General features: G+C 73.9%; 26 protein-coding genes and 1 tRNA gene. 14 read left to right on the forward strand and 13 right to left on the reverse strand.

The window, feature by feature from the left end; translation table 11 throughout:
- Entirely contained in the window at positions 1–420 is a 420-nt protein-coding gene (locus ABTY61_RS26000) for a hypothetical protein (RefSeq protein ID WP_350507483.1), read from the forward strand.
- 6 nt (positions 421–426) lie between these two features.
- Positions 427–1302, forward strand: coding sequence for an LppU/SCO3897 family protein (locus ABTY61_RS26005; RefSeq protein ID WP_350507484.1), 876 nt, complete (start codon positions 427–429; stop codon positions 1300–1302).
- A 255-nt stretch (positions 1303–1557) separates the two neighbouring features.
- On the opposite strand, the gene ABTY61_RS26010 is transcribed toward ABTY61_RS26005, so the two are convergent.
- Both ABTY61_RS26010 and ABTY61_RS26015 read right to left on the reverse strand, forming a co-directional pair.
- Positions 1558–3099: an AMP-binding protein gene (locus tag ABTY61_RS26010; protein ID WP_350507485.1), complete on the reverse strand. Its 1542-nt coding sequence runs from the start codon at positions 3097–3099 to the stop codon at positions 1558–1560.
- A gap of 86 nt (positions 3100–3185) precedes the next feature.
- Positions 3186–3707, reverse strand: a complete 522-nt coding sequence (locus tag ABTY61_RS26015) for a hypothetical protein (protein ID WP_350507486.1) — start codon at positions 3705–3707, stop codon at positions 3186–3188.
- 419 nt (positions 3708–4126) lie between these two features.
- On the opposite strand from ABTY61_RS26015, the gene ABTY61_RS26020 reads away from it, so the two are divergent.
- A complete protein-coding gene (locus ABTY61_RS26020; protein WP_350507487.1) occupies positions 4127–4804 on the forward strand; it encodes a DUF4232 domain-containing protein in 678 nt (225 codons plus the stop codon).
- Positions 4805–4894: 90 nt separating this feature from the next.
- Here the strand turns inward: ABTY61_RS26020 and dmpI are convergent, their stop codons facing one another.
- Positions 4895–5077, reverse strand: coding sequence for a 4-oxalocrotonate tautomerase DmpI (gene dmpI / locus ABTY61_RS26025; protein WP_350507488.1), 183 nt, complete (start codon positions 5075–5077; stop codon positions 4895–4897).
- Positions 5078–5200: 123 nt separating this feature from the next.
- The gene (locus ABTY61_RS26030; RefSeq protein WP_350507489.1) at positions 5201–6097 is read right to left on the reverse strand and encodes a LysR family transcriptional regulator; all 897 of its coding nucleotides are present in this window, start codon (positions 6095–6097) and stop codon (positions 5201–5203) included.
- Positions 6098–6363: 266 nt separating this feature from the next.
- Here ABTY61_RS26030 and ABTY61_RS26035 point away from each other — a divergent pair, with 266 nt between their 5' ends.
- Complete coding sequence (locus tag ABTY61_RS26035) at positions 6364–6921, forward strand: AAA family ATPase (protein WP_350507490.1); 558 nt, start codon at positions 6364–6366, stop codon at positions 6919–6921.
- Positions 6922–6978: 57 nt separating this feature from the next.
- Here ABTY61_RS26035 and ABTY61_RS26040 read toward each other — a convergent pair whose 3' ends face one another.
- Complete coding sequence (locus ABTY61_RS26040) at positions 6979–8175, reverse strand: alpha/beta hydrolase family protein (RefSeq protein WP_350507491.1); 1197 nt, start codon at positions 8173–8175, stop codon at positions 6979–6981.
- Positions 8176–8367: 192 nt separating this feature from the next.
- Positions 8368–8886, reverse strand: coding sequence for a hypothetical protein (locus ABTY61_RS26045; protein WP_350507492.1), 519 nt, complete (start codon positions 8884–8886; stop codon positions 8368–8370).
- 187 nt (positions 8887–9073) lie between these two features.
- On the opposite strand from ABTY61_RS26045, the gene ABTY61_RS26050 reads away from it, so the two are divergent.
- The gene (locus ABTY61_RS26050) at positions 9074–9547 is read left to right on the forward strand and encodes a DIP1984 family protein (RefSeq protein WP_350507493.1); all 474 of its coding nucleotides are present in this window, start codon (positions 9074–9076) and stop codon (positions 9545–9547) included.
- Between the two features lie 311 nt (positions 9548–9858).
- Here ABTY61_RS26050 and ABTY61_RS26055 read toward each other — a convergent pair whose 3' ends face one another.
- Positions 9859–10431, reverse strand: a complete 573-nt coding sequence (locus tag ABTY61_RS26055) for a hypothetical protein (protein ID WP_350507494.1) — start codon at positions 10429–10431, stop codon at positions 9859–9861.
- A 13-nt stretch (positions 10432–10444) separates the two neighbouring features.
- A complete protein-coding gene (locus ABTY61_RS26060; RefSeq protein ID WP_350507495.1) occupies positions 10445–10879 on the reverse strand; it encodes an ATP-binding protein in 435 nt (144 codons plus the stop codon).
- A gap of 188 nt (positions 10880–11067) precedes the next feature.
- On the opposite strand from ABTY61_RS26060, the gene ABTY61_RS26065 reads away from it, so the two are divergent.
- The 3 genes from ABTY61_RS26065 (at position 11068) to ABTY61_RS26075 (ending at position 12227) form a co-directional block, all read left to right on the forward strand.
- Positions 11068–11991, forward strand: coding sequence for a helix-turn-helix domain-containing protein (locus ABTY61_RS26065; protein WP_350507496.1), 924 nt, complete (start codon positions 11068–11070; stop codon positions 11989–11991).
- The gene (locus ABTY61_RS26070) at positions 11951–12091 is read left to right on the forward strand and encodes a DUF397 domain-containing protein (protein ID WP_350507497.1); all 141 of its coding nucleotides are present in this window, start codon (positions 11951–11953) and stop codon (positions 12089–12091) included. Before ABTY61_RS26065 ends, ABTY61_RS26070 begins: the two co-directional genes overlap by 41 nt.
- 52 nt (positions 12092–12143) lie before the next feature.
- Positions 12144–12227: transfer RNA gene (locus tag ABTY61_RS26075), tRNA-Leu, on the forward strand.
- A gap of 322 nt (positions 12228–12549) precedes the next feature.
- On the opposite strand, the gene ABTY61_RS26080 is transcribed toward ABTY61_RS26075, so the two are convergent.
- Positions 12550–12762 carry a cold-shock protein gene (locus ABTY61_RS26080; RefSeq protein WP_350507498.1) on the reverse strand — a complete coding sequence of 71 codons (213 nt, stop codon included), beginning with the start codon at positions 12760–12762 and terminating at the stop codon, positions 12550–12552.
- Positions 12763–12944: 182 nt separating this feature from the next.
- Between ABTY61_RS26080 and ABTY61_RS26085 the strand changes: the two genes are divergently transcribed.
- The 6 genes from ABTY61_RS26085 to ABTY61_RS26110 all read left to right on the forward strand — a co-directional run bounded on the left by ABTY61_RS26085 (position 12945) and on the right by ABTY61_RS26110 (position 19606).
- Positions 12945–13526 carry a TetR/AcrR family transcriptional regulator gene (locus ABTY61_RS26085; protein WP_350507499.1) on the forward strand — a complete coding sequence of 194 codons (582 nt, stop codon included), beginning with the start codon at positions 12945–12947 and terminating at the stop codon, positions 13524–13526.
- 45 nt (positions 13527–13571) lie between these two features.
- A complete protein-coding gene (locus ABTY61_RS26090) occupies positions 13572–14618 on the forward strand; it encodes an RNA ligase family protein (protein WP_350507500.1) in 1047 nt (348 codons plus the stop codon).
- A gap of 128 nt (positions 14619–14746) precedes the next feature.
- Complete coding sequence (locus ABTY61_RS26095) at positions 14747–15436, forward strand: hypothetical protein (RefSeq protein ID WP_350507501.1); 690 nt, start codon at positions 14747–14749, stop codon at positions 15434–15436.
- Positions 15437–15664: 228 nt separating this feature from the next.
- A complete protein-coding gene (locus tag ABTY61_RS26100) occupies positions 15665–16714 on the forward strand; it encodes an alpha/beta hydrolase (RefSeq protein WP_350507502.1) in 1050 nt (349 codons plus the stop codon).
- A gap of 220 nt (positions 16715–16934) precedes the next feature.
- Positions 16935–17873 carry an AurF N-oxygenase family protein gene (locus ABTY61_RS26105; protein ID WP_350507503.1) on the forward strand — a complete coding sequence of 313 codons (939 nt, stop codon included), beginning with the start codon at positions 16935–16937 and terminating at the stop codon, positions 17871–17873.
- A gap of 35 nt (positions 17874–17908) precedes the next feature.
- Positions 17909–19606: a 4Fe-4S binding protein gene (locus ABTY61_RS26110; protein WP_350507504.1), complete on the forward strand. Its 1698-nt coding sequence runs from the start codon at positions 17909–17911 to the stop codon at positions 19604–19606.
- A gap of 196 nt (positions 19607–19802) precedes the next feature.
- Here the strand turns inward: ABTY61_RS26110 and ABTY61_RS26115 are convergent, their stop codons facing one another.
- The 4 genes from ABTY61_RS26115 to ABTY61_RS26130 all read right to left on the reverse strand — a co-directional run bounded on the left by ABTY61_RS26115 (position 19803) and on the right by ABTY61_RS26130 (position 25454).
- Positions 19803–20966 carry an aromatic ring-hydroxylating oxygenase subunit alpha gene (locus ABTY61_RS26115; RefSeq protein WP_350507505.1) on the reverse strand — a complete coding sequence of 388 codons (1164 nt, stop codon included), beginning with the start codon at positions 20964–20966 and terminating at the stop codon, positions 19803–19805.
- 5 nt (positions 20967–20971) lie between these two features.
- Positions 20972–21826, reverse strand: a complete 855-nt coding sequence (locus ABTY61_RS26120) for an SAM-dependent methyltransferase (RefSeq protein ID WP_350507506.1) — start codon at positions 21824–21826, stop codon at positions 20972–20974.
- A gap of 302 nt (positions 21827–22128) precedes the next feature.
- Positions 22129–24687 (reverse strand): FtsX-like permease family protein, encoded by a 2559-nt coding sequence (locus tag ABTY61_RS26125; RefSeq protein ID WP_350507507.1) that lies wholly within the window; start codon positions 24685–24687, stop codon positions 22129–22131.
- Positions 24681–25454 carry an ABC transporter ATP-binding protein gene (locus ABTY61_RS26130; protein ID WP_350507508.1) on the reverse strand — a complete coding sequence of 258 codons (774 nt, stop codon included), beginning with the start codon at positions 25452–25454 and terminating at the stop codon, positions 24681–24683. Before ABTY61_RS26130 ends, ABTY61_RS26125 begins: the two co-directional genes overlap by 7 nt.
- Positions 25455–25512: the final 58 nt, after the last annotated feature.

The raw sequence follows: 25512 nt of genomic DNA on the forward strand, positions 1-25512 counted from the left end.
ATGGACCCGGAACTGACCTCACTCGCGGGCGTCGCGGCGGCGGCCGTCGTCCAGCAGTTGACCACCAGCGCCTGGGAGCGGATCCGCTCCGCGGTCGGGGAGTTGTGGCGGCGCCGGCACCCCGAGCGGGCCGAGACGGTGCTCGCCGAGCTGGGCGAGGCGCGCGAGGACGTGGCCGAGGCGCGCCGCGCGGGGGACGAGCGGGCCGAGCAGGAGGTGGTCGACCTGTGGGGGGCCCGGCTGCGCCGGCTGCTCGCCGCCGATCCCGGTGCCGCCGTGCAACTGCGCGCACTGGTCGAGGAGTTGACCGGTGCGTCGGCGCCCGTCGCGCCCCAGCAGTCGGTCACCATGAATGCCAAGGCCTCCGGTCGGGCCCGGATCAACCAGGCCGTCGGGGACATCCACATCACCGAGCGGTGACGGCGGGTGAGCCCCCAGGGGCCGGCGTCGGGCCCGAACCGGCCGGGGAACGGGCCGCACAACGTCAACATCAACGCCACGGCGAGCGGTCACGGGCGGGTCAACCAGGCGGGCCGGGACCAGCACTTCCACATCACCTTCCCGTTGGTCGGGGCGGCGCTGGTGCTGGGGCTGCTGGTGTTGGCGCTCTGGAAGCCGTTGCAGCACGTGACGGCGGGCCTGGTGGATTCGAGCCCGTCGGCCTCGGTGTCCCCGGTGGCGCCCTGGAACCCGCCGAAGCACGTCGACCCGCTGCCCGAGCCGCCCGCGCCGACGACCCGCAGTCGGGTGCCCGATCCGCCGGTGCCGCCGGTGACGCCGACCCCCTCGCCCACGCCGAGGTACACCCCGCCGCCGCCCCCGCCCGACCCGGTGGACGTGGCCTTCGCCGCCATCCGCAGCGGCGACTGCCTCGATGTCTACAACACCGGGCTCGGCCAGTGGAGTCGTACCTCGCCGGTCGCGGTGGACTGCCGGGGCGGCAGTGCCTTCAACCGGGTCGCCGCGGTCGCCACCGCCGCGGCGAGCTGTCCGACGGGCATGGGCCGCGACTCGTACGGCCACACCAACCGCGACAACTCGGTGACGGTGCTCTGCCTGGAGCGGCAGTTCCGCTACGGCCAGTGCTTCGTCGCCGCCACCAGCGACTACCGCAGCTACAACGGCTGGCTGAGCGTGGTGTGGGACTGCGGCTCCGGGCGGGTGCCGAAGAGCGCCAACGTGATCATGGCCGTCACGGCCGTCATCACCGTCCGGGACACCTGCCCGTCGTACAAGGGCCGGTACACCGCCGAGTGGCCGGTCCTGGACGGTAGCGCCAAGGTGTGCGCATTGGTCGTGTAGACCGTATGACGTGCGCTGGGCGAGTTCTCCCGGGCCCCGCGGGGGTTGGAGAGGGGTGGCAGCCCTCAGCGCCGCCACCCCCCGTTGGCTTCTCGGCAGCGGGGTGGTGGTTCATTGAGCCAAACCCCGCCTTGGGGTGAAAACGGGTGGGGATCCGGGCGGGGTTCGGTGGGGGTTCGGTGAGCGGCCCGTCGTGCGGGGGAGCCGGGCCTGCCGGTCCGGGGCGTTCCGGGCCGGGGAACGCCCCGGGCGGGGTCAGTGCGCGAGGGCCTCGCGCAGGCGCTTCTTGTCGGGTTTGCCGACGGAGGTCAGCGGGATGGCGTCGACCAGGTGGAGGGCCTCGGGGGCGTAGATGCGGCCCTTGTTGGCGGTGACGAAGGCGCGGACGTCCTCCAGTCGGGGCTGGTGGCCGGGGGCGGGGACGACGGCGGCGTGGACGTGTTCGGCCTGCTGGTCGTCGCGGACGCCGTAGACGGCGCACTGGGCGATGGCCGGGTGGGTGAGCAGGAGGTCCTCGACCTCGGTGGGGTAGACGTGGCCGCCGACCACGATGATGAGGTCCTTGAGGCGGTCGGCGAGGTAGAGGTAGCCGTCGGCGTCGAAGTAGCCGATGTCGCCGGTGTCGAGCCAGCCGTCGCGCAGCACCTGGGCGGTGAGCTCGGGCTGCTTCCAGTAGCCGGCCATCAGCGTGGCCGAGCGGACGTGCACCTCGCCCTGCTCGCCGGCGGGCAGCACGGTGCCGTCGGCGGCGCGGATCTCCACCTCCACGTCGGGGAAGGGCCGGCCGACCGGGAGCGGGCCGTCGTCACCGAACCGCGCGTGCTCCGCGGGGGTGAGGTAGGCGATCTTCTGGGCCTCCGACATGCCGTAGAGGCTGACCAGGACGGGCCCGAACGCCTTGACGGCCTCGCGGATCCGGGTCGGGGAGGCGGCGCAGCCGCCGTAGTCGAGCCGGCGCAGGCTGGACAGGTCGGTGTGACCGAGGGCCGGGTGGTCGAGCAGCTGGTGGATCAGCGGGGGCAGCGTCCAGATGTCGGTGATGCGTTCGCGCTCGATGGCGGCGAGCACCTCGCCGGGCTCGAAGCCGCGCTGGAGGACGACGGTGCCGCCGCGGTGGAGCGTCACGTCGGAGAGCACGCCGGCCAGGTGGGCGAGCGAGGTGGCGGCGAGCAGTCGGGGCGGTTCCTCGTCGGGGCTGCCCGCGAAGGAGACGTCGAACATGTCGCGGTAGGGGCCGTGCAGGCTGAGGATGCCCTTGGGGATGCCGGTGGTGCCGCCGGTGTGGCGGATGCCGATGTCGTCGTCGGGGCCGATCCGGACGTCGGGTTCCTCGGCGGGGCGGGCGGCGGAGGCGGCGATCACGTCCTCGCCGATGCCGGTCGCGCCGTCGGGGCCCAGGGTGAGGACGGCCGGGACGTCGATCAGCGGCAGCAACTCGACGGCGCCCGCGAACCGTTCGGCGTCCACGAGCAGCACGGTGGTGTCCACGCTGGCCGTGATCTCGGCCAGCACCGGGGCGCTCATCCCGTCGTACAGGTTGACCACCCGCGCGCCGGCCAGGCCGGCGGCGTAGCGGGCGGCGAGCGCCTCCGCGGTGTTGCCGGTGAGCAGGGTGACGGTGGAGCCCCGGGTGACGCCGCGGGCCAGCAGCTCGTGGGCGAGGCGGTAGGCGGTGGCGGCGAAGTCGCCGGCGGTGATCTCGGCTCCGTCGGCGGTGATGATGGCCGGCCGGTCGGGGTTCGAGGTGAGTGCCCGGAGGATGAGAGCGGGTCCGCTGACGAACTCCGGGTCACTCATGGCCACTTCTTCCTTGTAGTTTGCAACCATGTCGTCAGGCTAACCCCGCCCCCCGCCCCGCACCGGCGAGATTTGGCCATGTCCGGTCAGAATGTTGTCGGTGGACGAAGGACCAGGTCGGTGAACGCCTCCCAGTGCTCGTCGGGTGCGGTGACGATGAGGTATCCCGGCTGGCCGGGCAGTTCGGGGACCAGTGCGCTGCGGCAGCCCAGGCTGTGGTGGATCTCCACCGGGACGGGCGTGCCGTCGAGGCGCAGCTCGCCCGCGCTGGTCCGCTCGACGGCCGGGAGCCGCCCGGTGCGCGGGTCGAAGTCGAAGCGGTCGGAGTTGGCCAGGAAATTGGCGAGTTGGGACTCCGGGGTGGTGAAGAAGCCGATCCGGTGCTCGGGCGGGAGCGGGCGCGAGGTCTGGACTATGGCGAGGAACTCGCGGTCCTGGTGGTAGTTGATGTCGATGTGGCAGAGGTAGTGGTCGGTGGACTGCCGGCCCACCAGGAAGAACCAGTCGGGCGGGGCGTCGCGGACGGCGGCGATCCGCTCGCCCCACTCCTCGGCGGTCTCGCGGGGGGTGGGGAGGTGGAACTGGCGCGGGCGGTTGCTGCGGAACATCGGTCCCTCAACTCGATTGGCGGAAAAGCCCATTGAGTCAGTATGGCGGGGTGCGCGGACGAAGGCCCGATGTCGCGGCGCCAACTGCCGGTCCGCCGGTGAAGGGCATCGCGGGGGCGCCGTGTGCGGCTCCGCGGTGATCGGGGTCGGCGGTCGGGGTCAAGCTCCGTCGGGTCACGGGTCTGTCCCGGCGGGTGGCGGACGGGTGCGGCGGCGTGGTGGCGGGGGGAACCGCTGTCCCGGCTGGGCGCGGGGCCCGCTCCGGCGCTTCGTGGTCGGCCGGTCGTGTAACAGCACTGTCCTGACGGATGGTCGGACGGAACGGTTCATCGGGCCGGGTGGTCCTGCTCAACAGAACCGCCGCTCGTACCTACCGTGCCGAGCAGCCGCCACCGCCACCCGATACCGAGGAAGTCACGATGCGCGTTCACAAGGCCACCTTCGCCGCCGCCCTGGTCGTCGCCGCCGGCCTGTCGCTCACGGCCTGCGGCCCCAACGACGACACCGGCACCGACCAGGCCAAGCCGACGGCCGCGGCGACCGTCACCGCCGCGCCCACCAAGGCCGCCACGGCCGGCACGACCTCGGGCGGCTCCGCCGGAACCGGTGGGACGACCCCGAGCGGGAAGCCCACGGCCGGGGGTGCGAGCGCCACCGGTGGCGGCAAGGCGGGTGGCAAGTGCCGCACGGACGACCTGACGATCACGGCCGAGGAACGCACCATCGACGGCGACCCGACCCGTACCGTCGTGGTCGAGCTGAAGAACCACAGCGGCCACGACTGCTCGCTCTCCGGTTACGCGGGCGTCGACCTGAAGACCAACGCGGGCTCGCTGTCCGCCCAGCGCTCCGGCGAGCCGGCCGTCCCGGGCGTGGTCAAGAACGGGAAGTCGACGTTCTTCGGCATCAGCTACCCGAACAACACCACGGGCGGCTCCGGCGTCCGCATCACCGGGCTGGTGGTGACCCCGCCGGACGAGACCAAGTCCGTCACCCTGCCCTGGCCGGGCGCCGCCGGTTCGCTGCCCGTCACGGACGGCTCCGGCTCCCCGGTGAAGATCGGCCCGATGGGCAGCGCCGGCCAGGGCGGCCAGTAGTCGGGGCTCCTGTCGGACACCGGACGCCGGCGGGCCCGCCGGGTGTTGCTCCGGCGGGCCTGCGGTACTGCGTCGGGCGGATCCGGGACGTCACCGGTCCGCGGTGAGCTTGCCCGCGACGCCCCAGCTCTCCGGCTGGAACTCCTGGACGAAGACGTACACGCTCTCGGCGGGGACCTCCAGGGCCTCCACGAACGCCTTGGTGACCTTCTCGACCAGCTCACGCTTCTGCTCGACGGTGCGCGGGCCCTGCTGGATGGTGACGATCGGCATCTTCGGCTCCTGACCGGGTTGCTGCCCGGCTCTTCCGCCGGGCTCTTCCGCCGGGTTCTCCGGCTGGGAACAGTCCACCGGACCGGGCCGTCCGCACCCAGACCCGAATCGCTCTCGCAGCGATCACGAATCCTGATCGTCCCAGGTCGGGGGTGTTGTGCGGCAGGTCTCCAGGAGCAGTCGGGGCAGCGGGGCGGAGCGTCGTACGGCGATCGAGGTCGGCAGGGCCAGCGGGGTGCGGCAGCGGCGGAAGGCGACCCGGTGGGTGTTCACCATCCGGGCGTTGGCGGCGTACACCACCGTCCACATCGGGGCGCCGGTGCCGATCGAGGCCAGGGTGTCCTGGAGGGCGCCGTGCGCCGGGCCGAGGACGGGCCGAAAGCCCGCCCGGGTGCAGGCCTCCGTCACCAGGTCCACCAGCGCCGGGTGGTTGGCGCGCTCGGTCAGCCGCAGCGGCAGGTCGGCGAGGTCCGCGAGATCCACCTCGGGCCGGTCGGCGAGCGGGTGCCGGGCGGGCAGCGCGAGCACCAACTCGTCCTCCCAGACCGGCAGGAAGCGGAGATCGGGGTTGGTCTCGGCGATCGCACCGCGGACGAAGGCGGCGTCCAGCCGGCCGTCCGACACCCGGGCCAGCCGCTCCCGCACCGGGGCGGAGTGCAGTTCGACGCGCACCCCCGGGGCCCGTTGCTGGTAGGTGTCCAGGATCAGGTCCAGCCGCTCGGCGAGCCCGGTGACGGTGCCGAGCCGCAGCACGGCGGGCGCGGCCAGGTCGGCGGCGAGCGCCCGGGCGGCGTCCTCGGCCGCGAGGACGTTCCGGGCGGCGGGCAGGAACCGCTCCCCGGCCGGGGTCAGCCGCACGTACCGGGGCGAGCGGTCGAACAGCTCGACCTTCAACTCCCGCTCCAGCCGCCGGACCTGCTGACTCACCGCCGGCTGCCCGAGCAGCAGCCGCTCGGCCGCCCGGCCGAAGTGCAGCTCCTCGGCGACGGCGACGAAGCAGCGCAGCTGCCGTAGCTCCATGCGGTCCCCCTGGTGGATCGGTCGACAGGACCCATCGTCGCAGGCCGGGGCCGACCTCGGGCCGAACGTTCCCGACACCGTGGGCCCGCGATCCCATCGGCCCGCGCAGGGAGTCGGCGGGGCCGACTTCCTGCGCGGGCGCGCCCGCGTGGGCCTACGGACTTCCGGCGGCCCGGAATACCGCCGTGGCGGACGGGATTCGCCTTGAGGTGGACACCCCGGCCGGGCCGACGGCGCGGGGGCCGGCACGGCGGGCGAAGGCGGGGATGGGTGTGGCGGTAGCGGAGTTGGAGTCCGCGGTGGTGCTGATCACCGGCGTGATGGCGTCCGGGAAGTCCACCGTCGCCCAGCTGCTGGCCGAGCGGCTGCCCCGCTCGGTGCACCTGCGCGGTGACGGCTTCCGCCGGATGATCGTGTCCGGCCGCGAGGACTACGCGCCCCGGCCGACGGCCGAGGCGACGGCGCAGCTCCGCCTGCGGTACCGCGCCTCCGCCGCCGTCGCGGACCTGTACGCGCAGGAGGGGTGGACGGTGGTGGTCCAGGACGTCGTGCTGGGCGAGCACCTCGACGCCTACCTGGACGCCGTCACGGCCAGGCCCCGGTACCTGGTCGTGCTGGCCCCCGCCCCGGAGGCGGTGGCACGGAGGGAGGCCGGGCGCCGCAAGCGCGGGTACGGCGGCGGCTGGACGGTCGGCCTCCTCGACGAGGCGCTCCGGCAGGGGACCGCACGGCGCGGGCTCTGGTTGGACAGTTCGGACGAGGCGCCCGAGCAGACCGTCGACCGGATCCTCGCGGACCTCGCCACGGCCCGGATCGCGGGCTGACCGGGCGCGCTGCACCGAGCGGCGGTACGGACCCCCGCCCCGGCCATCGACGCTGCACTAGGGCTGGAAGAGTACTTCAGGATTGTTCGGCGAGGGGCCGTCCAGCAGCGGACGGTCGATCCCCTTCAGCGTCTGGTCGAAGAACGCCGTCACGTACTCGCGGGTGATCACGATTGCGCGTTCGGGGGCGAGGGGCGGCGTCGGGTACCCGGCCTCCTCATGAAGCAGATCCAGGTCGGAGAAGCTGAAGTGGTCGGCCCCGGCGACCGTCAGCCACTTCTTGTAGCCGCCGAGGGCGGCCCAGGGGCGCTCCCAATCGGTGTTGGCGGCCGTACCCAGCATGAGGAACGGCCGGTTGATCTGGCCGGGCATCGGGTCCGGGTGGAAGGTGCCGTCCATGTTCACTCCGGCAAGTACCCGCGGGTCGGCGATCATCGTGGCGGCGGCCGCCGCTCCGCCGAGGGAGTGTCCGGCCATGCCGATCCTGCGCTTGTCGATGAGGTGTGCCAGGCGCCAAGCGGTAGTGCCGTGCGTCAACTGGTCGATTGTGAAGGACACGTCCCGCGCGCGGCTGGTGGCGACGGAGTCGAAGTCGAGGGCCGGGTCATCGCAGATCGCGCACGGCGGCGTCCGGCCGTCCGCCAGCGTCTCGCCGCTGTCCCCGTTGGTGTCGCCGACGAGCGCGACGACGTAGCCGTGACTGGCCAGGTCGGTCGCGAGCGAGGTGAGTGTCATGCGCGGGTTCTCGTACGCGGGTGAGAGGACCACCAGCGGATGCTTGCCATGCTGCGGCCGCGCGCCGTCGAAGGCGTGAGTGGTGACGCTGGAAAGGCTTTGCGGGGTGACGCCGGAGCTCGCCGGCACCTTCTGGCGCTGGAGGACTCCGGCTGCCTCGGCGAGGGTCATGTAAGGGGCCGGAGTCCCGGTCCCGGGGACGGCCGGGTAGACCATAGTGACGGTCAGTCGGCGGGGGCCCGATGACGGCACCCACGGGTCGGGACGGCTCGTGTCGGTGAGGTGGATGACGTCCTCGCCGGCGGCGTAGGGGCCGGTCGGCGCGGGGAGCGCGCCGTGGAAGGACCGCGTGGGCGCGGTGGCCGTGCCCGTTGCTGCGGCCGGTGCGATGGGGAACGCGTGCGTGCCCACCGGTGTGGCCGACGCTGTGGTCGTGGCGGCGAACCCGGCGCCGGTTCCGGTGACGAGGGCGGCGAGCGCCAGCGCCGCGACGGCGCTGATACGGCGGTTGCGTGTCATGGGATCGACGCTAGATTCCGCGGCTCCGTATCGAATCGGCTCGTGGATGTAAGCATTCCGGTGCCGTTCGTAGCCCCCGCGAGGTACCGGCGTAAGCCGCCGGGAGTATGTGGTGCGGCTCCTGCCGGGGTGATGCCCGGTGACCCCGCAGGGCGGGGCCTGAACAGGAAGTCGGTCGGGCCGACTTCCTGTTCAGGTCCGGCGCCGCCGGTAGTAGGCGACGGTGACGACCACGAGCAGGGGACCCCAGAGCAGCAGTGGCGCGTAGCAGGCGTCCATCAGAAGCAGGGCCGGTCCGGTCGGGGCGCCCTGCATCCCGCCGAAGCCGCCCGCCCGGGGAATCGTCAGCAGCATCACGACGGCCGCGCCGAGCAGCGCCGGAACCACTGCCGCCAGCGGCGCGACCCGCCTCCCCCCGATCAGCGGGATCCAGCCCGGCACCACCTCGCCCCAGGGCTTCACCAGCCCGAGGGTGAGCAGGGTGAGCCCTTCGGTGCCCAGGCTCATCGCGACGCACATGGCGCTGAACCAGCCGGGGATGTCGTGTCCGGCGGTGTCGAACCCCACCGGAATGCCCACCCCCATCGCGATCCGCCAGAGGCCGGACGGCACGGCCGTGAGTGCCGCGAGGTGCGCGACCCGCACCACCCAACGGGCCGGGGCCCGGCTCTCGGGGACGGCGGCGACTGCGGGGTTCCGATAGGTGGCCATGGCCCCCATGCTGGCGTGCGGCCCGCTCCGCCCGAATCGTGCGCGAGGCCCGACTCGGTTCCCCCGCACGGGGGATGGAGGGCCCGGGGCTCGGCGGGGCGATCGACGGCGGGCTTATTGATCATCCTCGTGCACGGAGATGCATAGACTCGCCGGACGATCAGCGGGACGTAGGGGTGGTGACGCGGTGAAACTGGCTGAAGCGCTCGCGCAGCGCGCGGCTGCGGTGCGGCAGGTGGAGCAGTTGCGGACGCGCGTCGTCGGCAGTGCCCGCTACCAGGAGGGCGAGGAGCCGGCCGAGAACGCGGCGGAGGTCCTGGCCCAGGCCGGGCAGGTGTTGGACGAGCTGGAGCGGCTGATCCGTCAGATCAACCGGACCAACTCCGCCGCGCTCGTCGAGGGTGGCGGTAGCCTCACCGACGCCCTCGCCCGCCGGGACGTCCTGCGGCTGCGCCACTCGGTGCTCACCGCGGCCGCCGACGCCGCCTCCGGACGCGACCAGCGCGGAGCCGTACGGCAGTTGCGGTCCGAACTCCGGATCCTGTCCGCGCTGCCGGTCGCGGAGCTCCGTGCCCAGGCGGACGCCCTGGCCAAGGAGATCCGCGAGGTGGACTCCCGGATCCAGCGCACCAACTGGGAGATCGACCTGATCGAGGACTGACCCCCACGAGCGGGGTGTGGGAGAAGCAGGTAGTCGCCACGGAGGCGTGCACACACCGCGGGTCGGCGGTTTATCCGGCCCTTGGCGCGTGAAGAGCAACGCAGGGGTTCAATTCCTCACCGACAGTGCAGCTCAGCACCGCGTACAAGTGACAGGGCACAGCACACAGCTCACCACCATGTGCAGATCCGGGACGACGAGGGCGGGAACGGGGCGCCCCACACCCATCACAGCGAGGGCCGTGCGACCAGCACGGCCCTCGCTGCGTGAGGTCGGCAGGTTTTCCACGCGCAGGCGCGGCTCGACGCAGATCAGTACGACGCCGAACCGGCTCGGGCCGCACGGCTGCGGCACTGAGCGAGGGCGGGTTTGATGCGGGGGTCGGGGGTGGGGGTGGTGGTGAGGAGTTCGCCCGCCTCGACCAGGGTGGTCCAGTACCGGGTGGGGTTGCCGGTGGTGGGGAGGGGGTGGGCGGCGGTGAGGGAGAGGTAGGCGGCGGTGAGGTTGCCGGTGGTGAACCAGCGGGCCAGGCCGTGCTGGTGGCCGGCGCGGATGCCGCCCATGGCGTCGATGGCGGTGAGGAAGTGGTCGACGACGGCGAGTTCGGTGGGGGTGAGGGTCCTGGGGACGTCGAAGACGCCGAGGGCTTCGAGGAGTTCGCCGGTATCGGCTTCGGAGTTGGGGCGGGGGTTGGCGAGGAGGGCGTCGTAGCAGTCGTTGAGGCGGATGGTGACCTCGGCGAGGGGGATGGAGAGGGCGAGGCAGACGGCGCGGGCGGCGGGGAGCGGTTCGCCGCAGTGGCGGGCCAGGATCGTGTAGGCCTCGGCGGGGGTGTGGCCGCGGTCGAGGGCGTGCCGGGCGAGGGTGGGGAGCGGGGGCAGCATCGGGGGCGCGCTTTCAGACGGCGAGGAGAGCGGGGACGGGGGAGGGGGCGATGAGGGCCCAGACGAACTTGCCGATGCCGCCGGCGCGGGGGCAGCAGCCCCAGCGTTCGGCGAGTTCGTCGACGAGGAAGAGGCCGCGTCCGTGCTCGTCGGTGGGGGTGGGGGTGCGGAGGTCGGGGCGGCCGGTGCCGGCGTCGTGGACTTCGAGTCGGAGGCGGTCGTCGGTGAGGGCGAAGCGGATCTCGATGAGGCGGTCGGTGGGGGCGTCGGAGTGCTGGACGGCGTTGGCGAAGAGTTCGCCGAGGAGGAGCTCGGCGATGTCGCGGTAGCGGTCGCCGGTGGGGAGGGCGGCGAGGTAGGCGCGGAGCAAGTGCCGGGCCAGGGGGGTGGATTCGATGCGGGAGTCGAGGCGGGCGGCGAACGCGCGGGGGCGGCGGGAGATGGGCATGGCGGAGTTCCTCGGGGGGCGGATGGGGGAGCGCAGGAGTAGTGCGCAATCACGCTATGCATGCAAATGATTGCGTTCTGGTGTCAATCATCGAGGCTGCAGAGGTACGGTGATGGCCGAAATCAGGTGCCAGGGGCACGTGGTGTGTGAGGGGGCCGGCTGTGGCACATCGGCGGTTCAAGCGAGAGTTGACGGCCAGTTCGGCGGAGCTGTTCGGTGAGGAGCTGCGGTTCTACCGGGAGTTGGCGGGCTTCACGCAGGAGGAGCTGGGGAAGCTGCTGCACTGCAGCCGGACGAATATCACTCGGTATGAGACCGGTCAGCGCCGTATGCCGCCGGAACTGGTGGAGAAGGCCGATGAGCTACTCAACACGGGCGGTGCGCTCAAGCGGATCTGGGGGAGGGTGGACTGGAACGCGGAGGTTGAGCATCCGGACTGGTTTCGAACCCATGCCGACATGGAAGCCGAGGCGGTGGCTGCGAGGATCTTCCAGCTGGCTGTCGTGCATGGCCTCTTGCAGTGTCGCGAATACGCCGAGTCTGTCCTGGCAGTCAGTGATGCGGCTGGAAAGCCCAAAGTGATCGAAGAGCGAGCGGCTGCGCGATTGGCTAGGCAGCGGCGCTTCCTGGAATTGGACGGGCCGACTCTGCTAGTGATTCTGGACGAGAGCGCCATCCGAACTGTCGTTGGCGGCCCCAGGGTGATGAGGCGCCAGATGCAGCACCTGCTGACCGTTTCGAGACTGCCGAACGTGATCATTCGGGTTGTGCCGTTCACGCGTCGACCGGCCAATGCCGACAAGTCCATGGTGATGCTGGAGATGCCAGATGGCCGCACCTGCGTCTACTCCGAGAGTCTCGATCGCGGGCACTCCAGCGACGATCCGGCGATCGTTGCGCGGCATCGCTGGAGCTATGATCTGCTCCACGAGGCGGCACTGTCAGTGGCCGACTCGCTCGCGCTGATCGCCGATGCGCTGGAGGGGTTTAGAAATGACGAGGAACGAGCTCGATTCGACGGTCTGGCGCAAGAGCAGCTACAGCGGCAGCAACGGGGGCGACTGCATCGAGGTGGCCCTCGGATCCCTCCCCGGCGCCGTCCCCGTGCGTGACTCCAAGGACCCGCACGGCCCGGTCCTGGTCTTCCCCGCCCCGGCCTGGGACTCCTTCCTCTCGGCCGTCCGATCCGGGGACTTCCCCTCGTTGGTCTGAGGTGGTCAGAGGCACCCCTCCAGATGGTCTATAGTTAACCCATCACCCAGATGCGCGGGTGGCGGAATAGGCAGACGCGCTGGATTCAGGTTCCAGTGCCCGAAAGGGCGTGGGGGTTCAACTCCCCCCTCGCGCACAGCGAACGGCCGGTTGATCTTCGGATCAACCGGCCGTTTTGTCGTCTCGGCACGGCCACGAGGTATCGTCGGACCTCCTGGGCACGATCACCGGCAACGGGGTTACCGCACATGGACGTTGACGCCGCACGGCCGACCTTCCTGCTGGTCCACGGGGCCTGGTGCTGGGACCGGATGTGCGCCGTACCCGACGCCGAGGCCGAGCGCGTGGTGGCCCGGCTGCGCCCGCAGAGCGACGTGCCATCGGCCCCGGAAAGCCGAACGCGCGCCCGGTCGGCCGCTGTCGACCGGGCGCGCGAACGGATCCACCGGGGCCGGCCGCTACTCCTCGACCCGGACCTTGTCGGCCTGCATGCCCTTCTGCCCCTGGACGGCCTCGAAGGACACCTTCTGGCCCTCCACCAGGGACTTGAAGCCGGTCGACTCGATCGACCGGAAATGCACGAACAGGTCGGCGCCGGACTCCGGGCTGATGAACCCGTAGCCCTTCTCGTCGTTGAACCACTTCACGGTGCCGTTCTGGCGCTCGGCCATGCCTACTCCTCGGGTCGGGGCGCGGTGCCGTCGCGTGATCCTCTCACGCAGAGCATGCGATCCGGCGCGAAGAGTAGCCGCCCTGCCCTCGCGTGCGCGGACCGGGATGCTGCACTGTCGGGGGCCGGGGCGATACGGTTGTATCGGAACGGGGTGGCCCCGGGCTGGAAGGCGGGTGGCGGATGCCCAGGCAGGTGGATCACGAGGAGCGCCGGCGGCGGATCGTCGAGGCGGTGTGCGCGCTGATCGACGAGCAGGGGCTGGAGGGCGTGAACCTGCGGGACGTCGCCGTCCGCGCCGAGGTGTCGATGGGGGCCGTCCAGCGCTGCTTCCGCACCAAGGAGGAGATGCTCCGGTTCGCCCTCGGCCATATCGGCCGACGCGTCACCGCGCGGGCCCACGGGCGGGTCGTGGCCAGCCCCGCCCAATCGGCGGCCAGCACGGTCGGTCACGTCGTCGGCGAAGTGGCGCTGTTGGGCGACGAACACCGCGCCGAGGCCCGGATCTGGCTCGCCTTCCTCGCCGCGGCCGCCGTCGACCCGTCCCTGGCCGCCGGGCTGCGCACCAGCTACGCCGACCTGGAGGGGCTGCTCGCCCGGCTCGTCGCGGAAGCCTCGCCCGCCCTCGACGCCCGGCGCGAGGCCCGGACGCTGCTCGCCCTCGCCGACGGGCTCACCGGGCACGTCCTGATCGGCCACCGGACGGCGGCGGAGGCCGCCGACCTGCTGCACGCCCACCTCGCCGGGTTGTGGGGGATGTCCTAGACATCTCCGTTGCCAGGGAAGGGCTTTGCGGCGAGGATCCTGTTCGTGTCCGAATCCGGGTCCGAACTGAAGCCCTATCCGAAGATCCCCGCGAAGGGACGCCCCGGCGCGCCTGGCAGCCGTGAGTGGACCGCCGCGGAGAAGGTCCACGGCGCGCACTTCGCCGTGGTCTGCGAGGGCGACACCGTGCGGGCCGCCAAGCGGCGCGACCTGCTCGGGGACGAGGACCTCGACGCGTTCTTCGGTGTCAGCCGGATCTGGCCCCAACTGCTCGTCGCCGCAGGCCGGTTCGCGGCGGCGGTCCGGGCGGGCCGGGGAGCCGGAGCCGTCGTCACGCTGTACGGGGAACTGGCCGGCGGCCGCTACCCCCACCCCGACGTCCCCGCCGCCCCCGGCGTCGACCCCGTGCAGACCGGCGTCTGGTACGCCCCCGGGCTGCGCTGGCTGCCCTTCGACGCCACGGTGGAGACCGCCGACGGCCGGGTCTGGCTCGCCGACCGGGACCTCCGGGCCGCCGCCGGCGCCGCCGGTCTCAGCTGCGCGCCACTGCTCGCCCGCGGCCCGCTGAACACCCTCCAGGACCTGCCGGCCGCGTTCCCCAGCCGGGTGCCCGCCCTGTTCGGGCTGCCCGAACTCGCCGACAACCTCGCCGAGGGCTACGTCCTCAAGCCCGCGGGGGAGTGGCGCGAGTCCGAGGCGGGCCGCCCCGTGCTCAAGGTCAAGCAGAAGGCCTTCGCCGAGGACGAACGCTACGACGGCGCCCGCCCGTACCTCCCCCCGCCCGAGGGTGCCGCCGGCGCCCCCGCCTGGCTCCTCGTCCAGGCCTCGGCCCTTCTCACCCCCACCCGCGCGGCCGCGGCCGTCAGCAAACTCGGCCCGCGCACGCCCCCGGAGGCCGTCGCGGCCGAGATCGCCCAGGACGTGTCCGAGGAACTCGCCGAAGCCCTCGGCGGCTTGGAGCAGCCGACGCTCACGGCCCTGCGCCACGCCCTCCAGCCCGCCGCCCACGCCCTGGTGCTCTTCGACGCCCGGGACCGGCGCAGGTCCTGGCCGGGGGCGGGGCGGGGCGCCCGGTCGGCGGCCGAGGGGTGAAGGGCAGGTGAGGGGGTGTGTACGGGAGTGACGGGCGGTGCCGGTGGGGCGGGGTAGGGTCGCTCTGCCGGGGGCGCAGGGGGCGTCGCCCGGGCTTGGGTCACGAGACACTCCGGGGGAACCGCACCGTGCTGACCGACCGTCTGCTCCGAACCGTCCTGCCGCTCGGGCTGGCCGCGCTCGCGCTCGCCGCGTGCGGGCCCGACAACGTGGACCCGCCGCTGAACGCCGGGCCGAGCGCCACTGCCACCGGGCCCGGGGCCACCGGGCCGAGCACCGCCAGGCCCGGGGCCACCGCGACCACCCCGCCGGCCGGCGGCGGCGGCAAGGGCACCTTCGAGCAGCCGTACGCCCTCAAGGCCGCCGAGGGCGTCACCGAGACGCACTACCCGGACCACGAGCAGACCCGGCTGCGGGTCACGCCCGTCTCCGTCGTCAAGGGCGACCGGGACGCGGTGGGGAAGCTCGGCGTCGGGCTGATGGACGGGCGGACGCCCTGGTACGTCACCGCCGTGTACGACCACGACGGCGGCGGGTCGGACTTCGGCGGCTTCGTCCACAAGCTGCTGCTGTTCGGCGCCGACACCAAGCGCGCGTACATCGGCGCCGCGAGCTGGGGCGTGCCGTTCAGCCCCTGCCAGGAGGCCTCGGACGAGGACATGCGCCTGGAGCCCGGCAAGTCCGTCTCCACCTGTGAGATCTACCTGCTGCCCGACGGTGTGCAGCCCGTGTTCCTCGGCTTCCAGGGCAACCGGGAGGTGACCGACCCGATGGTCGGACCGGAGGTGCGGCCCGAGGTGGTCTGGTCGGCGCGCTGAGCCGTGCACCGACGCGCGCTGATCCGTGCACCGACCCGTGCACCGATCCGTGCACCGATCCGTGCACCGACCCGCGAACGTGTCGGTGCACGCACCGGACGGAACGGGTCGAGGGCGGCTCCAGAAGGCATCGAGGAAGCTTCCAACTCCCTTGGGGGGAGCCCATCATGGGCTCCCGGTCCGGGGCCCCAGCCGAGGGGCTCAGACAGAGGCCCCAGGAGGCAGAAGATGTCGATTCCATTCCCCGTCCGGATCCAGGCCGCCGTCGTCCGGGCCGCGTACGCCCTGCCCCAGGGCCTGCGGCGGGCCTTCGCCGGGAAGGCCGAGGTGCGGGACGGGCAGACGCTCGCGCTGGACGCGCAGGTGATCCTCAAGTTCCAGCGGATGTCCAAGGCGACCATGGTGATGCCGGGCGGGGTGGGCCCGTCACGGGACGAGATGGAGTACGCGCGGTACCTGGTGGGCGGGCGGACGATCGCCTCGGTGGCCGTGCGGGACGTCGGGATCCCGCAGGAGCAGGGCGAGTTGGCGGCCAGGCTGTACACGCCGGGCGGGGTGGGGAAGGGCTCCGGGCTGCTGGTGTACGTGCACGGCGGCGGCTGGGTGGTCGGCAGCCTGGAGAGCCACGACCACGTCGCGCGGTTCCTGGCGGAGCGGGGCCGGGTGCGGGTGCTGTCGGTCGGGTACCGGCTGGCGCCCGAGCACGTGTTCCCGGCGGGGCTGGAGGACGTCCAGGCCGCGCTGGACTACGCCTTCGCCAAGGCGGTCGACCTGGGCGCCGACCCGGAGCGGATCGCGATCGGCGGGGACAGCGCGGGCGGCAACCTGGCGGCCGTCACGGTCCAGCAGGCGGTGCGGCGGGGTGGCCCGGTGCCGGTGTTCCAGCTGCTGCTGTACCCGGTGACCGATCTGTCGACCAAGCGCGACTCGCACCGGCACTTCGCCGAGACCTACTTCCTGACCAGCGACAACATGGACTGGTTCGCCGACCGGTACGCCCCCGAGCCGGTCGACCGCACCGACCCGCGGATCTCCCCGCTGCTCGCCGAGGACCTGGCCGGGCTGCCGCCCACCTACCTCAGCACCGCGGGCTTCGACCCGCTGCGGGACGAGGGCGAGGCGTACGCGCAGGCGCTGCGGGAGGCCGGGGTGGATGTGTACCTCAGCCGGCAGTCGGACCTCATCCACGGCTACGCCAACTACATCGGTGTCGGCCACCGCTTCGAGGAGGCGACGGCGGAGGCGGCGGAGGCGCTGCGGAAGGCGGTCGGCGCCTGAGCGACGACGGGCGGTCGGCGCGCGTGGCACGCGCGAGGCACGCACGAGGCACGCACGGCACCTGCGAAGGGCGGGACCCCATCCCCGGGGTCCCGCCCTTCGCGCCGTGTGCGGGTTCGCCGCTGCGCAGGGGGTTCTCGGGGACCGGCTCTTATTGTACTGTCCGTCTAATAAGGCGGGTGAGCGGGAACCCGCAGGGGCAGGCACCTTGGAGGCAGCCATGGCTCTCACCGGGCAGGCGGCGGACCGGCACGGCCGCGGGGCGGCGGACCACGGCCACAGCGCCGCCGACGACGACGTCTCGAAGCGACTGCTGGAGTCGGCCGCGACCCTCTCCTACGACCCCATGACCGAGATCGACTGGGACGCCCCCCTCCCCGAGGGGCACTACGGCCTCAACCCCGAGTGGAGCACCCTCTACGGCACCCGGCTGTGGGACGAGATGACCGAGCCGCAGCGGGTCGCGCTCACCCGGCACGAGGTCTGCTCGATCATGAACACCGGCATCTGGTTCGAGATGATCCTCCAGCAGATGGTGCTGCGCGACCAGTACCTCAAGAACCCCGCCAACGCCGAGTTCCAGTTCGCGCTCACCGAGATCGCCGACGAGTGTCGGCACTCGATCATGTTCGCCCGCGCCTGCCAGAAGATGGGCGTCCCCGCCTACCGGCCCAACAAGGTGATCGCCCAGGCCGGACGCGCCTTCAAGGCGCTCGCCAAGGGCGAACTCGCCTACGGCGGCATCCTGGTGGCCGAGGAGGTGCTCGACGTCATGCAGCGCGACTGGATGCGCGGCGAGAACGTCCTGGAGATCGTCCGCGGCACCTCCCGGATCCACGTGGTCGAGGAGTCGCGGCACATGAAGTTCGCCCGGCAGGAGATCCGCGAGCGGGTGCGCCACGCCGGCCCGGCCCGCCGCCGGGCCTCCGCCACCGGCATCGCGATCGGCGCGTACGTCATCGTCAGCAGCATGGTCCACCCGGGCGTGTACAAGGCCGTCGGGCTGGACGTCGGGCGGGCCCTCGACGAGGTGAAGGGCAACGAGCACCGCAAGGCGATGATGCGCAACAGCTCCCGGCACCTGATGGCCTTCCTCGCCGAGACCGGGCTGATCACCAGCCGCTCGGCGGCCGTCTACCGCCGCGTGCACATGCTCTGACGATCCGTCACCCACAGCGAGGACCCACCCCGGCCATGGCCTACGCGATCACCCGGACCTGCTGCAACGACGCCTCGTGCGTGTCCGTCTGCCCGGTCAACTGCATCCACCCGACCCCGGACGAACCGGAGTTCGGCACCACCGACCTGCTGTACATCGACCCGCAGGCGTGCATCGACTGCGGCGCCTGCGCCGACGCCTGCCCGGTCGACGCGGTCTTCCCGGTCGACCGGCTGCGCGGGCCGGACGTCGTCTACGGCGACCTCAACCGCGACTGGTACCGCGACCACCCCAACGACCACGCCTGGGGCGCGCCCAGCTTCCCGCGCAGCCTGCCGGGCGAACTCGGCACCCTGCGGATCGCCGTGGTCGGCACCGGGCCCTCCGCCGGGTACACCGCCCAGGAACTGCTGCGCTGCACCAGCGCCGAGCTCACCATGATCGACCGGCTGCCGGTCACCGGCGGCCTGCTGCGGCACGGCGTCGCCCCCGACCACCAGTCCACCAAGCGGATCGCGGAGAGCTTCGCGAGCGTCTTCCACGACCCCCGGCTGCGGATGCACCTCAACCTGGAGGTCGGCACCGACGTCACCCACGAGGAACTGGCCGCGCACCACCACGCGGTGGTGTACGCGGTCGGCGCGGCCGCCGACCGGCGGCTCGGCGTGCCCGGCGAGGACCTGCCGGGCAGCCTGCCCGCGACCTCCTTCGTCGGCTGGTACAACGCCGACCCGACGGTGCCGGCCGACGCGGTCGAGCTGTCCGCCGAGCGGGTCGTGGTGGTCGGCAACGGGAACGTCGCGGTGGACATCGCCCGGATCCTGCTCACCGACCCCGACCGGCTCGCCGTCACCGACATCGCCGACCACGCCCTGGCCGCGCTGCGCCGCAGCCGGGTCCGGGAGGTCGTGCTGCTGGCCCGGCGCGGGCCCGAGCAGGCCGCTTGGACCACCCCGGAGTTCCTGGCGCTGCGCCGGCTGCCCGGCGTCGAGCTGGTGGTCGAGGACCACCCGCAGGTGCGGGCGGCGATCGAGTCGGCCGCGCCGGACTCGCGGGCCGCGCTGCTGGCCGGCCTGCCGCTGGTGCGCACCGCCGAGGGCGCGGAGCCCGGGCCGGGGTCGGGGCCGGGGTCGGGGCCGGGGTCGGGGCCGGGCCGGCGGATCGTGCTGCGCTTCCTGTCCGCACCGGTGGAGCTGACCGGGGAGGACGGCCGGGTCTCCGGGCTGACCGTCGAACGGACGGCGCTGACCGCGGACGGCGAGCCCGGCGGCCCGACGGGCGAACGCGCGACCCTGCGGGCCGGGCTGGTGGTGCGCTCGATCGGGCACCGCGGCGTGCCGGTGCCGGGGCTGCCCTTCGACGAGCGGGCCGGGACGGTCGCCCGGCTGGGTGGCCGGGTCGTCGACCCGGCCACCGGGCGGGCGCTGCCGGGCGCGTACGTGGTCGGCTGGGCCAAGCGCGGGCCGTCCGGCGGGATCGGCGCCAACCGGGCCTGCGCGCGGGAGACCGTGGACGCGCTGCTGGACGACGCGGTGGCCCGGGTGCTGCCGGAGCCCTCGGCGGGGCGGGCGGAGTTCGAACGGCTGGTGCGGCGGCGCCGGCCGGACGCCGTGGGGCTGCGGGAGCTGCGCGCGGTGGACCGGGCGGAGCGCGAGCGGGGGGCGGCGCAGGGGCGGCCGCGGGTGAAGCTGGCGACGGTGGCGGAGCTGCTGGCGGCGGGGCGGCGGCGTTGAGCCGCGGCCGGTGCGGCCCGCGCGGGGTGGATGCGCGGGCCGCCCGGTTGACGTGGCCGTGACCCGGTGCGCGTGGGGCGAGTTGGGTGGATGTGAGTGCTTCTGGGGTGACATCGGCGGGATGGTGCTCGCCGGTCGCAGAAACGATCCTGCAAGGCACGCGGCAGCCTCCGGAACCCGACCCGGAGACGCCCATCTACGCCGAGCTGGCCCGGTTGTGGCAGTCCGAAGGGCGGTCGGTGCCCGGACTGCCCGACCCGCTCTGGGAGTCGCTGACCGGCTCCACGGTGTCGCAGGCGTCGGAGCCCTCCAGCGCCGTGGAGCCCTCCAGCGGCGTGGAGCCCTCCAGCGGCGTGGAGCCCTCCAGGCCTGTGGAGTCCTCCGGTACTCTGCGGCCCTTCGGAACCTCGGCGCCCTCCGGGTAGAACTGCCGGGCCCAGCGCCGGAACAGCCCGATCGAACGCTCCCCGGGCACCAGCCGCGGCTGCGCCAGGTACCGCTTGTGGGCCAGCACCGGCCGGTCCTGCTTGATGATCCGCACCGAGGCCTGCAAGGCCAGCCAGGACGCCGCCTTGTCCACCGCCCGCGCCGCCCCGACCCCCGGCACCGGCACGGTGGCGGTCACCGCGAAGCGCACCAGGGTGCGCCAGGGCGCCAGCGGAGTCGGCAGCACCCACACCCGCAACGCGGCGCCCAGCTCCGGCAGTTCGGCGACCATCCGGATCATCCCCAGGCCGGCCAGCGTGACCGGTTGCTCCAGCTGCACCGCGCCCAGGCCCGGGAACCGGGTGACGGTCCGCTGGTGGACGGTGAACAGCGGGCCGTCCACTTCCGGCGGGGCGGTCTCCCGCATGTCCAGGCCGTGCAGCACGGCCGCGTGCCGGAAGTCCACGCTGTTCTCCAGCACCTCCTGCGGATGGGACGCCACCTCCCCGCTCCACCAGGCCAGCGGCCGCACCCCGACCGCCGGCGGCAGCTCCCAGGCGGGCGCGGCGCCCGCCGGCCCGCCCCGCCAGACGAACAGCGCGCCGTCCCGCTCGACCAGTCGGCGCCTCGCCAGCTCGCCGCGGAACCGGGTGCCGTCCGGAGAGCCCGTGCACGTGCCGTCCGGGCCGAAGGCGAAGCCGTGGAACGGGCAGACCAGCTCCTCGCCCCGCACCCGCCCGCCCGCGCCGAAGTGGGCGCCCAGGTGCGGACAGTGCGGCCCGATCGCGCGCACCGCGCCCCGGGCCGTCCGGTACAGCACCACGTCCTCGCCCATCAGCCGGGCCGTACGCACCCGGCCGGGCGGCAGGTCACGCGCGCGGCCCACGCAGAACCAGCCGCTCGGGTACGGCAGCGGGGCGGAGTGCTCGTCCATGGCGGTCACCTCGGTGGCTTGACGGCGGTGTGAACGTACCAGGCGACGTGCTCGCGCACCGCGTACATCTCCACCGTGGAGCGGAGATTGAGCCAGCGCGCCGGGTCGCCGAGGCGGCGCGCCAGCGCCCACGGCAGCCGGAAGTACGCGTGCACCGCCTCGGTGGTCGGCAGGTAGTGCGGCGTCGCGTCCAGGGACTCCTCGACCTCGAAGCCGGCCCCGGCGAGCAGCTCCGGCAGGTTGCCGGCGTGGTAGAGCCGGGCGCCGGCCATCGCCATCGCGTCCAGGAACGGTTCGAGCAACGCCCGGGCGGGCGGCGGGAGTTCGTCCACCGGTCGGGTGCTCATCGGGCCGAGCAGCACCAGCCGCCCGCCCGGGCGCAGCACCCGGTGGAACTCGGCCAGGGCGCGGGCCGGGTGGTAGGAGTGGACGAGCGTCTCCATCGAGTAGGCGCCGTCGAACTCCTCCTCCGGGAAAGGGAGTTCGTGGAAGTCGCCCCAGTGGAAGTCGGTCCGGTCGGCGAGCGCGGCGCGGGCGCTCAGCCGACGGGCCTCGGCGAGGTGGAAGTCCAGTACGTCGACCCCGGTGACCAGCAACCCGAACCGGGTCGCCATCGCCCGGGCCACCACCCCGGCCCCGCAGCCCGCGTCCAGCACCCTCGACCCGGCGGGCAGGGCCAGCTTGCGCCCGAGCACGTCCTGCAACTGCCGCTGCGCCCGCCACAGCCGCCACTTCGACTGCCCGGGCTCGGTCCACCCCCAGTGCCGGGCGTTGCGCGCCACCCGGGTGTAGAACCACCGGCTCCCGGGGCGTCCGTACACCCGGCGCAGCGCGGCGAGATCCAGCTCCTGGGCGACCATGCCGCCACGCTAGCGGCGGCCCGGCGGCCCCTCCCGGCGGCGCCACGGGCGGTTGCGCCGCCGGGAGGGTTCGTACGCTCGTCGGACGGGGTGATCAGCCGACCGGCACCCCGCGCAGCCAGGGCACGATCAGCCAGGGCCCCCCGCAGCCAGGGCCCCCCGCAGCCAGGGCGCGATCAGCGCCATCGCCTCGCCGACCGCGTCCTGGACGGGCGGTGCGCCCGGAACCCGCGTGCAACGCAGAGGGCCGGTGACGCCCCGAGCCAGGAGTCACCGGCCCTTCCCGACTTCTGCGGCCGGGCTCAGGCCGCCGCGCCGCGGAGGACGGTTCGGCCGTCCCGGCCGCGCAGCGCCAGGGCCGCCGGGAGGACCGCCGCGGTCAGGGCGATGGCCGCGCAGCAGGCCGCGAGCACGCCCAGGATCGTCCAGGGCACCAGTACGGGCGTCGGGCCGACCAGGGCGGTGAGCGCCGCCCAGGAGCCGCCGAGGCTGATCGCCGTGCCGAGCCCGCCCAGCAGGGTGCCGGCCGCCACGCACAGCAGCGTCTCGACGGCGACGGTGCGCAGCACCTGGCCCCGGGTGGCGCCGGCCAGCCGCAGCAGGGACAGCTCCCGACGGCGGTCGCTGACCGTCATCACCAGCGAGTTGGCCAGCGTGATCGCCGCGTAGCCGATGGCCAGGCCGAGGATCATCAGCAGGGCGTTCCACGACTGCTCCGCGGTGCTGTCGGTGGCGGCCGACCAGACCTGCTCCGGCGTGGCGAGCCGGGCGCCCAGCCCGTCCACGGCCGTCCGCAACGCGGCGGTGGCCTGGGCGCGGTCGGTGCCGGGCAGCAGCCGTACGTCGATCCGGTCGGCCAGGGCCGGGCCGCCGACCCCGTCGGTGACGGCGTCGGGGCCGGTCACCCAGGCCTGGACGGCCTCGGCGCCGGTGCCCAGCAGGGCGGCGACCCGCAGCTCGCGCGGAGTGCCGTCGGCGAGCCGGACGGACACCCGACTGCCGACCGCGGGCGAGCCCGGCCAGGTGCGGCTGAGCGCGACGGAGCCGGGGCCCAGGTCGGCGAGCGAGCCCGCGACCACCGGGAGCCGGTCGACCGCGGCCAGCGCGGCGGGATCCGCGACCGCGGCCCGGAAGGGCACCAGGGCCTGGCCGTCGGACACCGGGGCCATCAGGGAGGTCGGGGTGATCACCGCGGCCTGAATCCCGGGCACGGCCCGGACGCGGTCCGCCACGGCCCGGCTCAGCCCGGGGGTGCCGGCCGGGCTGACCACCAGGTCGGCGGCGGACAGCTGGGCGCGGGCCTCGGTGACCTGGGCGCGGTCGATGGTGTCGATGCTGCCGACCAGGCACCCGGCGAAGGCGATGATCAGCACCACCGGGGTGGTGGTCGCGGCGGTGCGCCGGAAGGCGGTCAGCGCGCTCTGCCGGGCCGTCGCCCAGACGATGCCGCCGCCGTCCTCGGCGGCCCGGCCGCGCAGCCGGGCCACCAGCGCGGGCAGCGCCGTCAGCAGTCGGATCGCCGGACCGGCCAGCACGGCCGCCAGCAGCACGCAGCCGGCCACGACCGGCAGCAGCAGGGCGAGCGAGTCGGCGACGCTCGCCGCCGCGTCCGGCCAGCTGCGGGCCGTCAGGGCGAGGGCCGCGACGGAGCCGCCGAGCACCAGCAGGCCGCTGACCCAGCGGAACGCCGGCGCGGCGCGCGAGGTCCGCTCGGCGTCCGCCTCGGCGAGCGCCTCGCCGGGGCTGATCAGCCCGGCCTTCACGGAGGAGAACACCACGCCGATGATCGCGGTCAGCAGCCCGATCGCGCCCGCGACCAGCAGCCCCCACCAGGTGACCGGGACGGTGAACTCGGCCGGCACCAGGTCGCGGTCCACCAGCCAGCGGGCGGCCGGCGCCGCCCCGGCCGCGCCCAGCGCGCACCCGGCGGCGGAGGCCGACACGCCGACCACCAGTGCCTCCCGGTTGACCAGGGCGCGCAGCTGGCGGCGGGTGGCACCGATCAGCCGCAGCAGGGCGAGTTCGCGGCGGCGCTGGGCGATCGACAGCGCGAAGGTGCCGCCCACCACGAACACCGCGGTGCCGCCGGAGACCGCGGCGGACAGGCCGAGCGGGGTCTGCACGCCGTCCAGCCGGGCGGCGACCTCGGCGTGATGCGGGTCGGCCTGGCTGCGCTCGGCGCCGGTCAGCACCCGGGCCACGCCCGCCCCGCCGTTGGCGTCCACGGCGCGGCGCACCGCGTCGGCGGGGCCGAAGGCGGCCAGCGCGCCGACGGCGGGGCTGAACCGGGCGGCCCGGGCGTCGGTGAAGAAGACGGCGTGTTCGAAGGCCTCCGCCTCGGTGACGCCGGAGACCGTCGCGGTGTGCGGGCCGTCGGCGGTGACGAACCGGACCGGCCGGCCGACCTGCTCCGGGCGGCCGCCGCCGATGACGACCTGGTCGTCGGCGGCGGGGGCGGTCCCGGCGGTGAGCCGGTAGCCGCCCAGCGCGGCGCTCGACCAGGCGCGGCCGACCTGACCGCGCGGGCCGTCCGCCAGCTGGGCGTAGAAGGTGTGGTCCTCGACCGTGCGGCCGGTCGCGGCGACGGCGGCCAGCAGTCCGGCGGGCAGGCCGGGTTGGGCGGGGACCTGGGTCGGCTGGACGTCGCCGCCGCCCGCGGGCGTGAAGTCCACGTTCCGGTCGGCGACCAGCAGCACCGGGGCCTCGGAGAAGCGCTGGCGCCCCTGGTCGGGGACGTCGGCGGTGGCGGCGATGACCAGGATCGAGGTGGCCAGCAGGGCGACGCCGCAGGTCAGCGCGACGAAGCTGCCGACGAAGGAGGCCCAGCGGAGCCGGACGGAGGCGAGGGCGAGGGTCAGCACGCGACGGCCTCCGGGCTACGGGCCTCGGCCGAGTCGGCCTCCAGCGCGGCCATCCGGGCGGCGACCTGCTCGGCCGTGGGCCGCTCCAGCGAGCCGGCCGGCCGGCCGTCCCGGAGGAAGAGCACCCGGTCCGCGTACGCGGCGGCGACCGGGTCGTGGGTGACCATGACCACGGCCCGGCCGGGGTCGTCGGCCATCCCGCGCAGCAGGGTGAGCACCTCGCGGCCGTTGCGGGTGTCCAGGGCGCCGGTCGGCTCGTCGGCGAGCAGCACCGCCGGGCGGGTGATCAGCGCCCGGGCGATGGCGACCCGCTGCTGCTGGCCGCCGGACAGCTCGCCCGGCCGGTGCCCGGCCCGGTCGGCCAGGCCGACGGCGGCCAGCGCGGCGGCCACCTCGGCCGGCGCGGGGCGGCGGCCGGACAGCTTGGCCGGGAGCGCCGTGTTCTGCGCCGCGGTGAGGGCGGGCAGCAGGTTGAAGGACTGGAAGACGAAGCCGATCCGCTCCCGGCGCAGGATCGTCAACTCCTTGTCGCGCAGCCCGCCCAGGACGGTGCCGTCCACCCGCACCTCGCCCCGGTCGACGGCCTCCAGCCCGGCGGCGGCGCGCAGCAGCGTCGACTTGCCGGACCCGGAGGGCCCCATGACGGCGGTGAAGGTGCCGAAGGGGAACCCGACGGTCACGTCGTCGAGCCCGACGACCGGCTCGGGCCCGCGCCGGTAGGTCCGGCGCACGGAGCGGAGTTCGACCGCGAGGTCGGTGGCGTTCATGATCACATCTCACCGCCCGGGGCGGGGGCGGCTCAATGGTCGGGGGTTCACTCCCGGA

This window comes from Kitasatospora sp. NPDC096128 (assembly GCF_040303105.1).
Lineage (GTDB): Bacteria > Actinomycetota > Actinomycetes > Streptomycetales > Streptomycetaceae > Kitasatospora.

What these genes read in the sequence shown, in the direction of transcription:
- ABTY61_RS26000 (WP_350507483.1), top strand. Translation starts at nt 1, where the DNA reads ATGGACCCGGAACTGACCTCACTCGCGGGCGTCGCGGCGGCGGCCGTC.
- ABTY61_RS26010 (WP_350507485.1), bottom strand. Translation starts at nt 3,099, where the DNA reads ATGAGTGACCCGGAGTTCGTCAGCGGACCCGCTCTCATCCTCCGGGCA.
- ABTY61_RS26015 (WP_350507486.1), bottom strand. Translation starts at nt 3,707, where the DNA reads ATGTTCCGCAGCAACCGCCCGCGCCAGTTCCACCTCCCCACCCCCCGC.
- ABTY61_RS26020 (WP_350507487.1), top strand. Translation starts at nt 4,127, where the DNA reads ATGCGCGTTCACAAGGCCACCTTCGCCGCCGCCCTGGTCGTCGCCGCC.
- dmpI (WP_350507488.1), bottom strand. Translation starts at nt 5,077, where the DNA reads ATGCCGATCGTCACCATCCAGCAGGGCCCGCGCACCGTCGAGCAGAAG.
- ABTY61_RS26030 (WP_350507489.1), bottom strand. Translation starts at nt 6,097, where the DNA reads ATGGAGCTACGGCAGCTGCGCTGCTTCGTCGCCGTCGCCGAGGAGCTG.
- ABTY61_RS26035 (WP_350507490.1), top strand. Translation starts at nt 6,364, where the DNA reads ATGGGTGTGGCGGTAGCGGAGTTGGAGTCCGCGGTGGTGCTGATCACC.
- ABTY61_RS26040 (WP_350507491.1), bottom strand. Translation starts at nt 8,175, where the DNA reads ATGACACGCAACCGCCGTATCAGCGCCGTCGCGGCGCTGGCGCTCGCC.
- ABTY61_RS26045 (WP_350507492.1), bottom strand. Translation starts at nt 8,886, where the DNA reads ATGGCCACCTATCGGAACCCCGCAGTCGCCGCCGTCCCCGAGAGCCGG.
- ABTY61_RS26055 (WP_350507494.1), bottom strand. Translation starts at nt 10,431, where the DNA reads ATGCTGCCCCCGCTCCCCACCCTCGCCCGGCACGCCCTCGACCGCGGC.
- ABTY61_RS26060 (WP_350507495.1), bottom strand. Translation starts at nt 10,879, where the DNA reads ATGCCCATCTCCCGCCGCCCCCGCGCGTTCGCCGCCCGCCTCGACTCC.
- ABTY61_RS26080 (WP_350507498.1), bottom strand. Translation starts at nt 12,762, where the DNA reads ATGGCCGAGCGCCAGAACGGCACCGTGAAGTGGTTCAACGACGAGAAG.
- ABTY61_RS26085 (WP_350507499.1), top strand. Translation starts at nt 12,945, where the DNA reads ATGCCCAGGCAGGTGGATCACGAGGAGCGCCGGCGGCGGATCGTCGAG.
- ABTY61_RS26100 (WP_350507502.1), top strand. Translation starts at nt 15,665, where the DNA reads ATGTCGATTCCATTCCCCGTCCGGATCCAGGCCGCCGTCGTCCGGGCC.
- ABTY61_RS26105 (WP_350507503.1), top strand. Translation starts at nt 16,935, where the DNA reads ATGGCTCTCACCGGGCAGGCGGCGGACCGGCACGGCCGCGGGGCGGCG.
- ABTY61_RS26110 (WP_350507504.1), top strand. Translation starts at nt 17,909, where the DNA reads ATGGCCTACGCGATCACCCGGACCTGCTGCAACGACGCCTCGTGCGTG.
- ABTY61_RS26115 (WP_350507505.1), bottom strand. Translation starts at nt 20,966, where the DNA reads ATGGACGAGCACTCCGCCCCGCTGCCGTACCCGAGCGGCTGGTTCTGC.
- ABTY61_RS26120 (WP_350507506.1), bottom strand. Translation starts at nt 21,826, where the DNA reads ATGGTCGCCCAGGAGCTGGATCTCGCCGCGCTGCGCCGGGTGTACGGA.
- ABTY61_RS26130 (WP_350507508.1), bottom strand. Translation starts at nt 25,454, where the DNA reads ATGAACGCCACCGACCTCGCGGTCGAACTCCGCTCCGTGCGCCGGACC.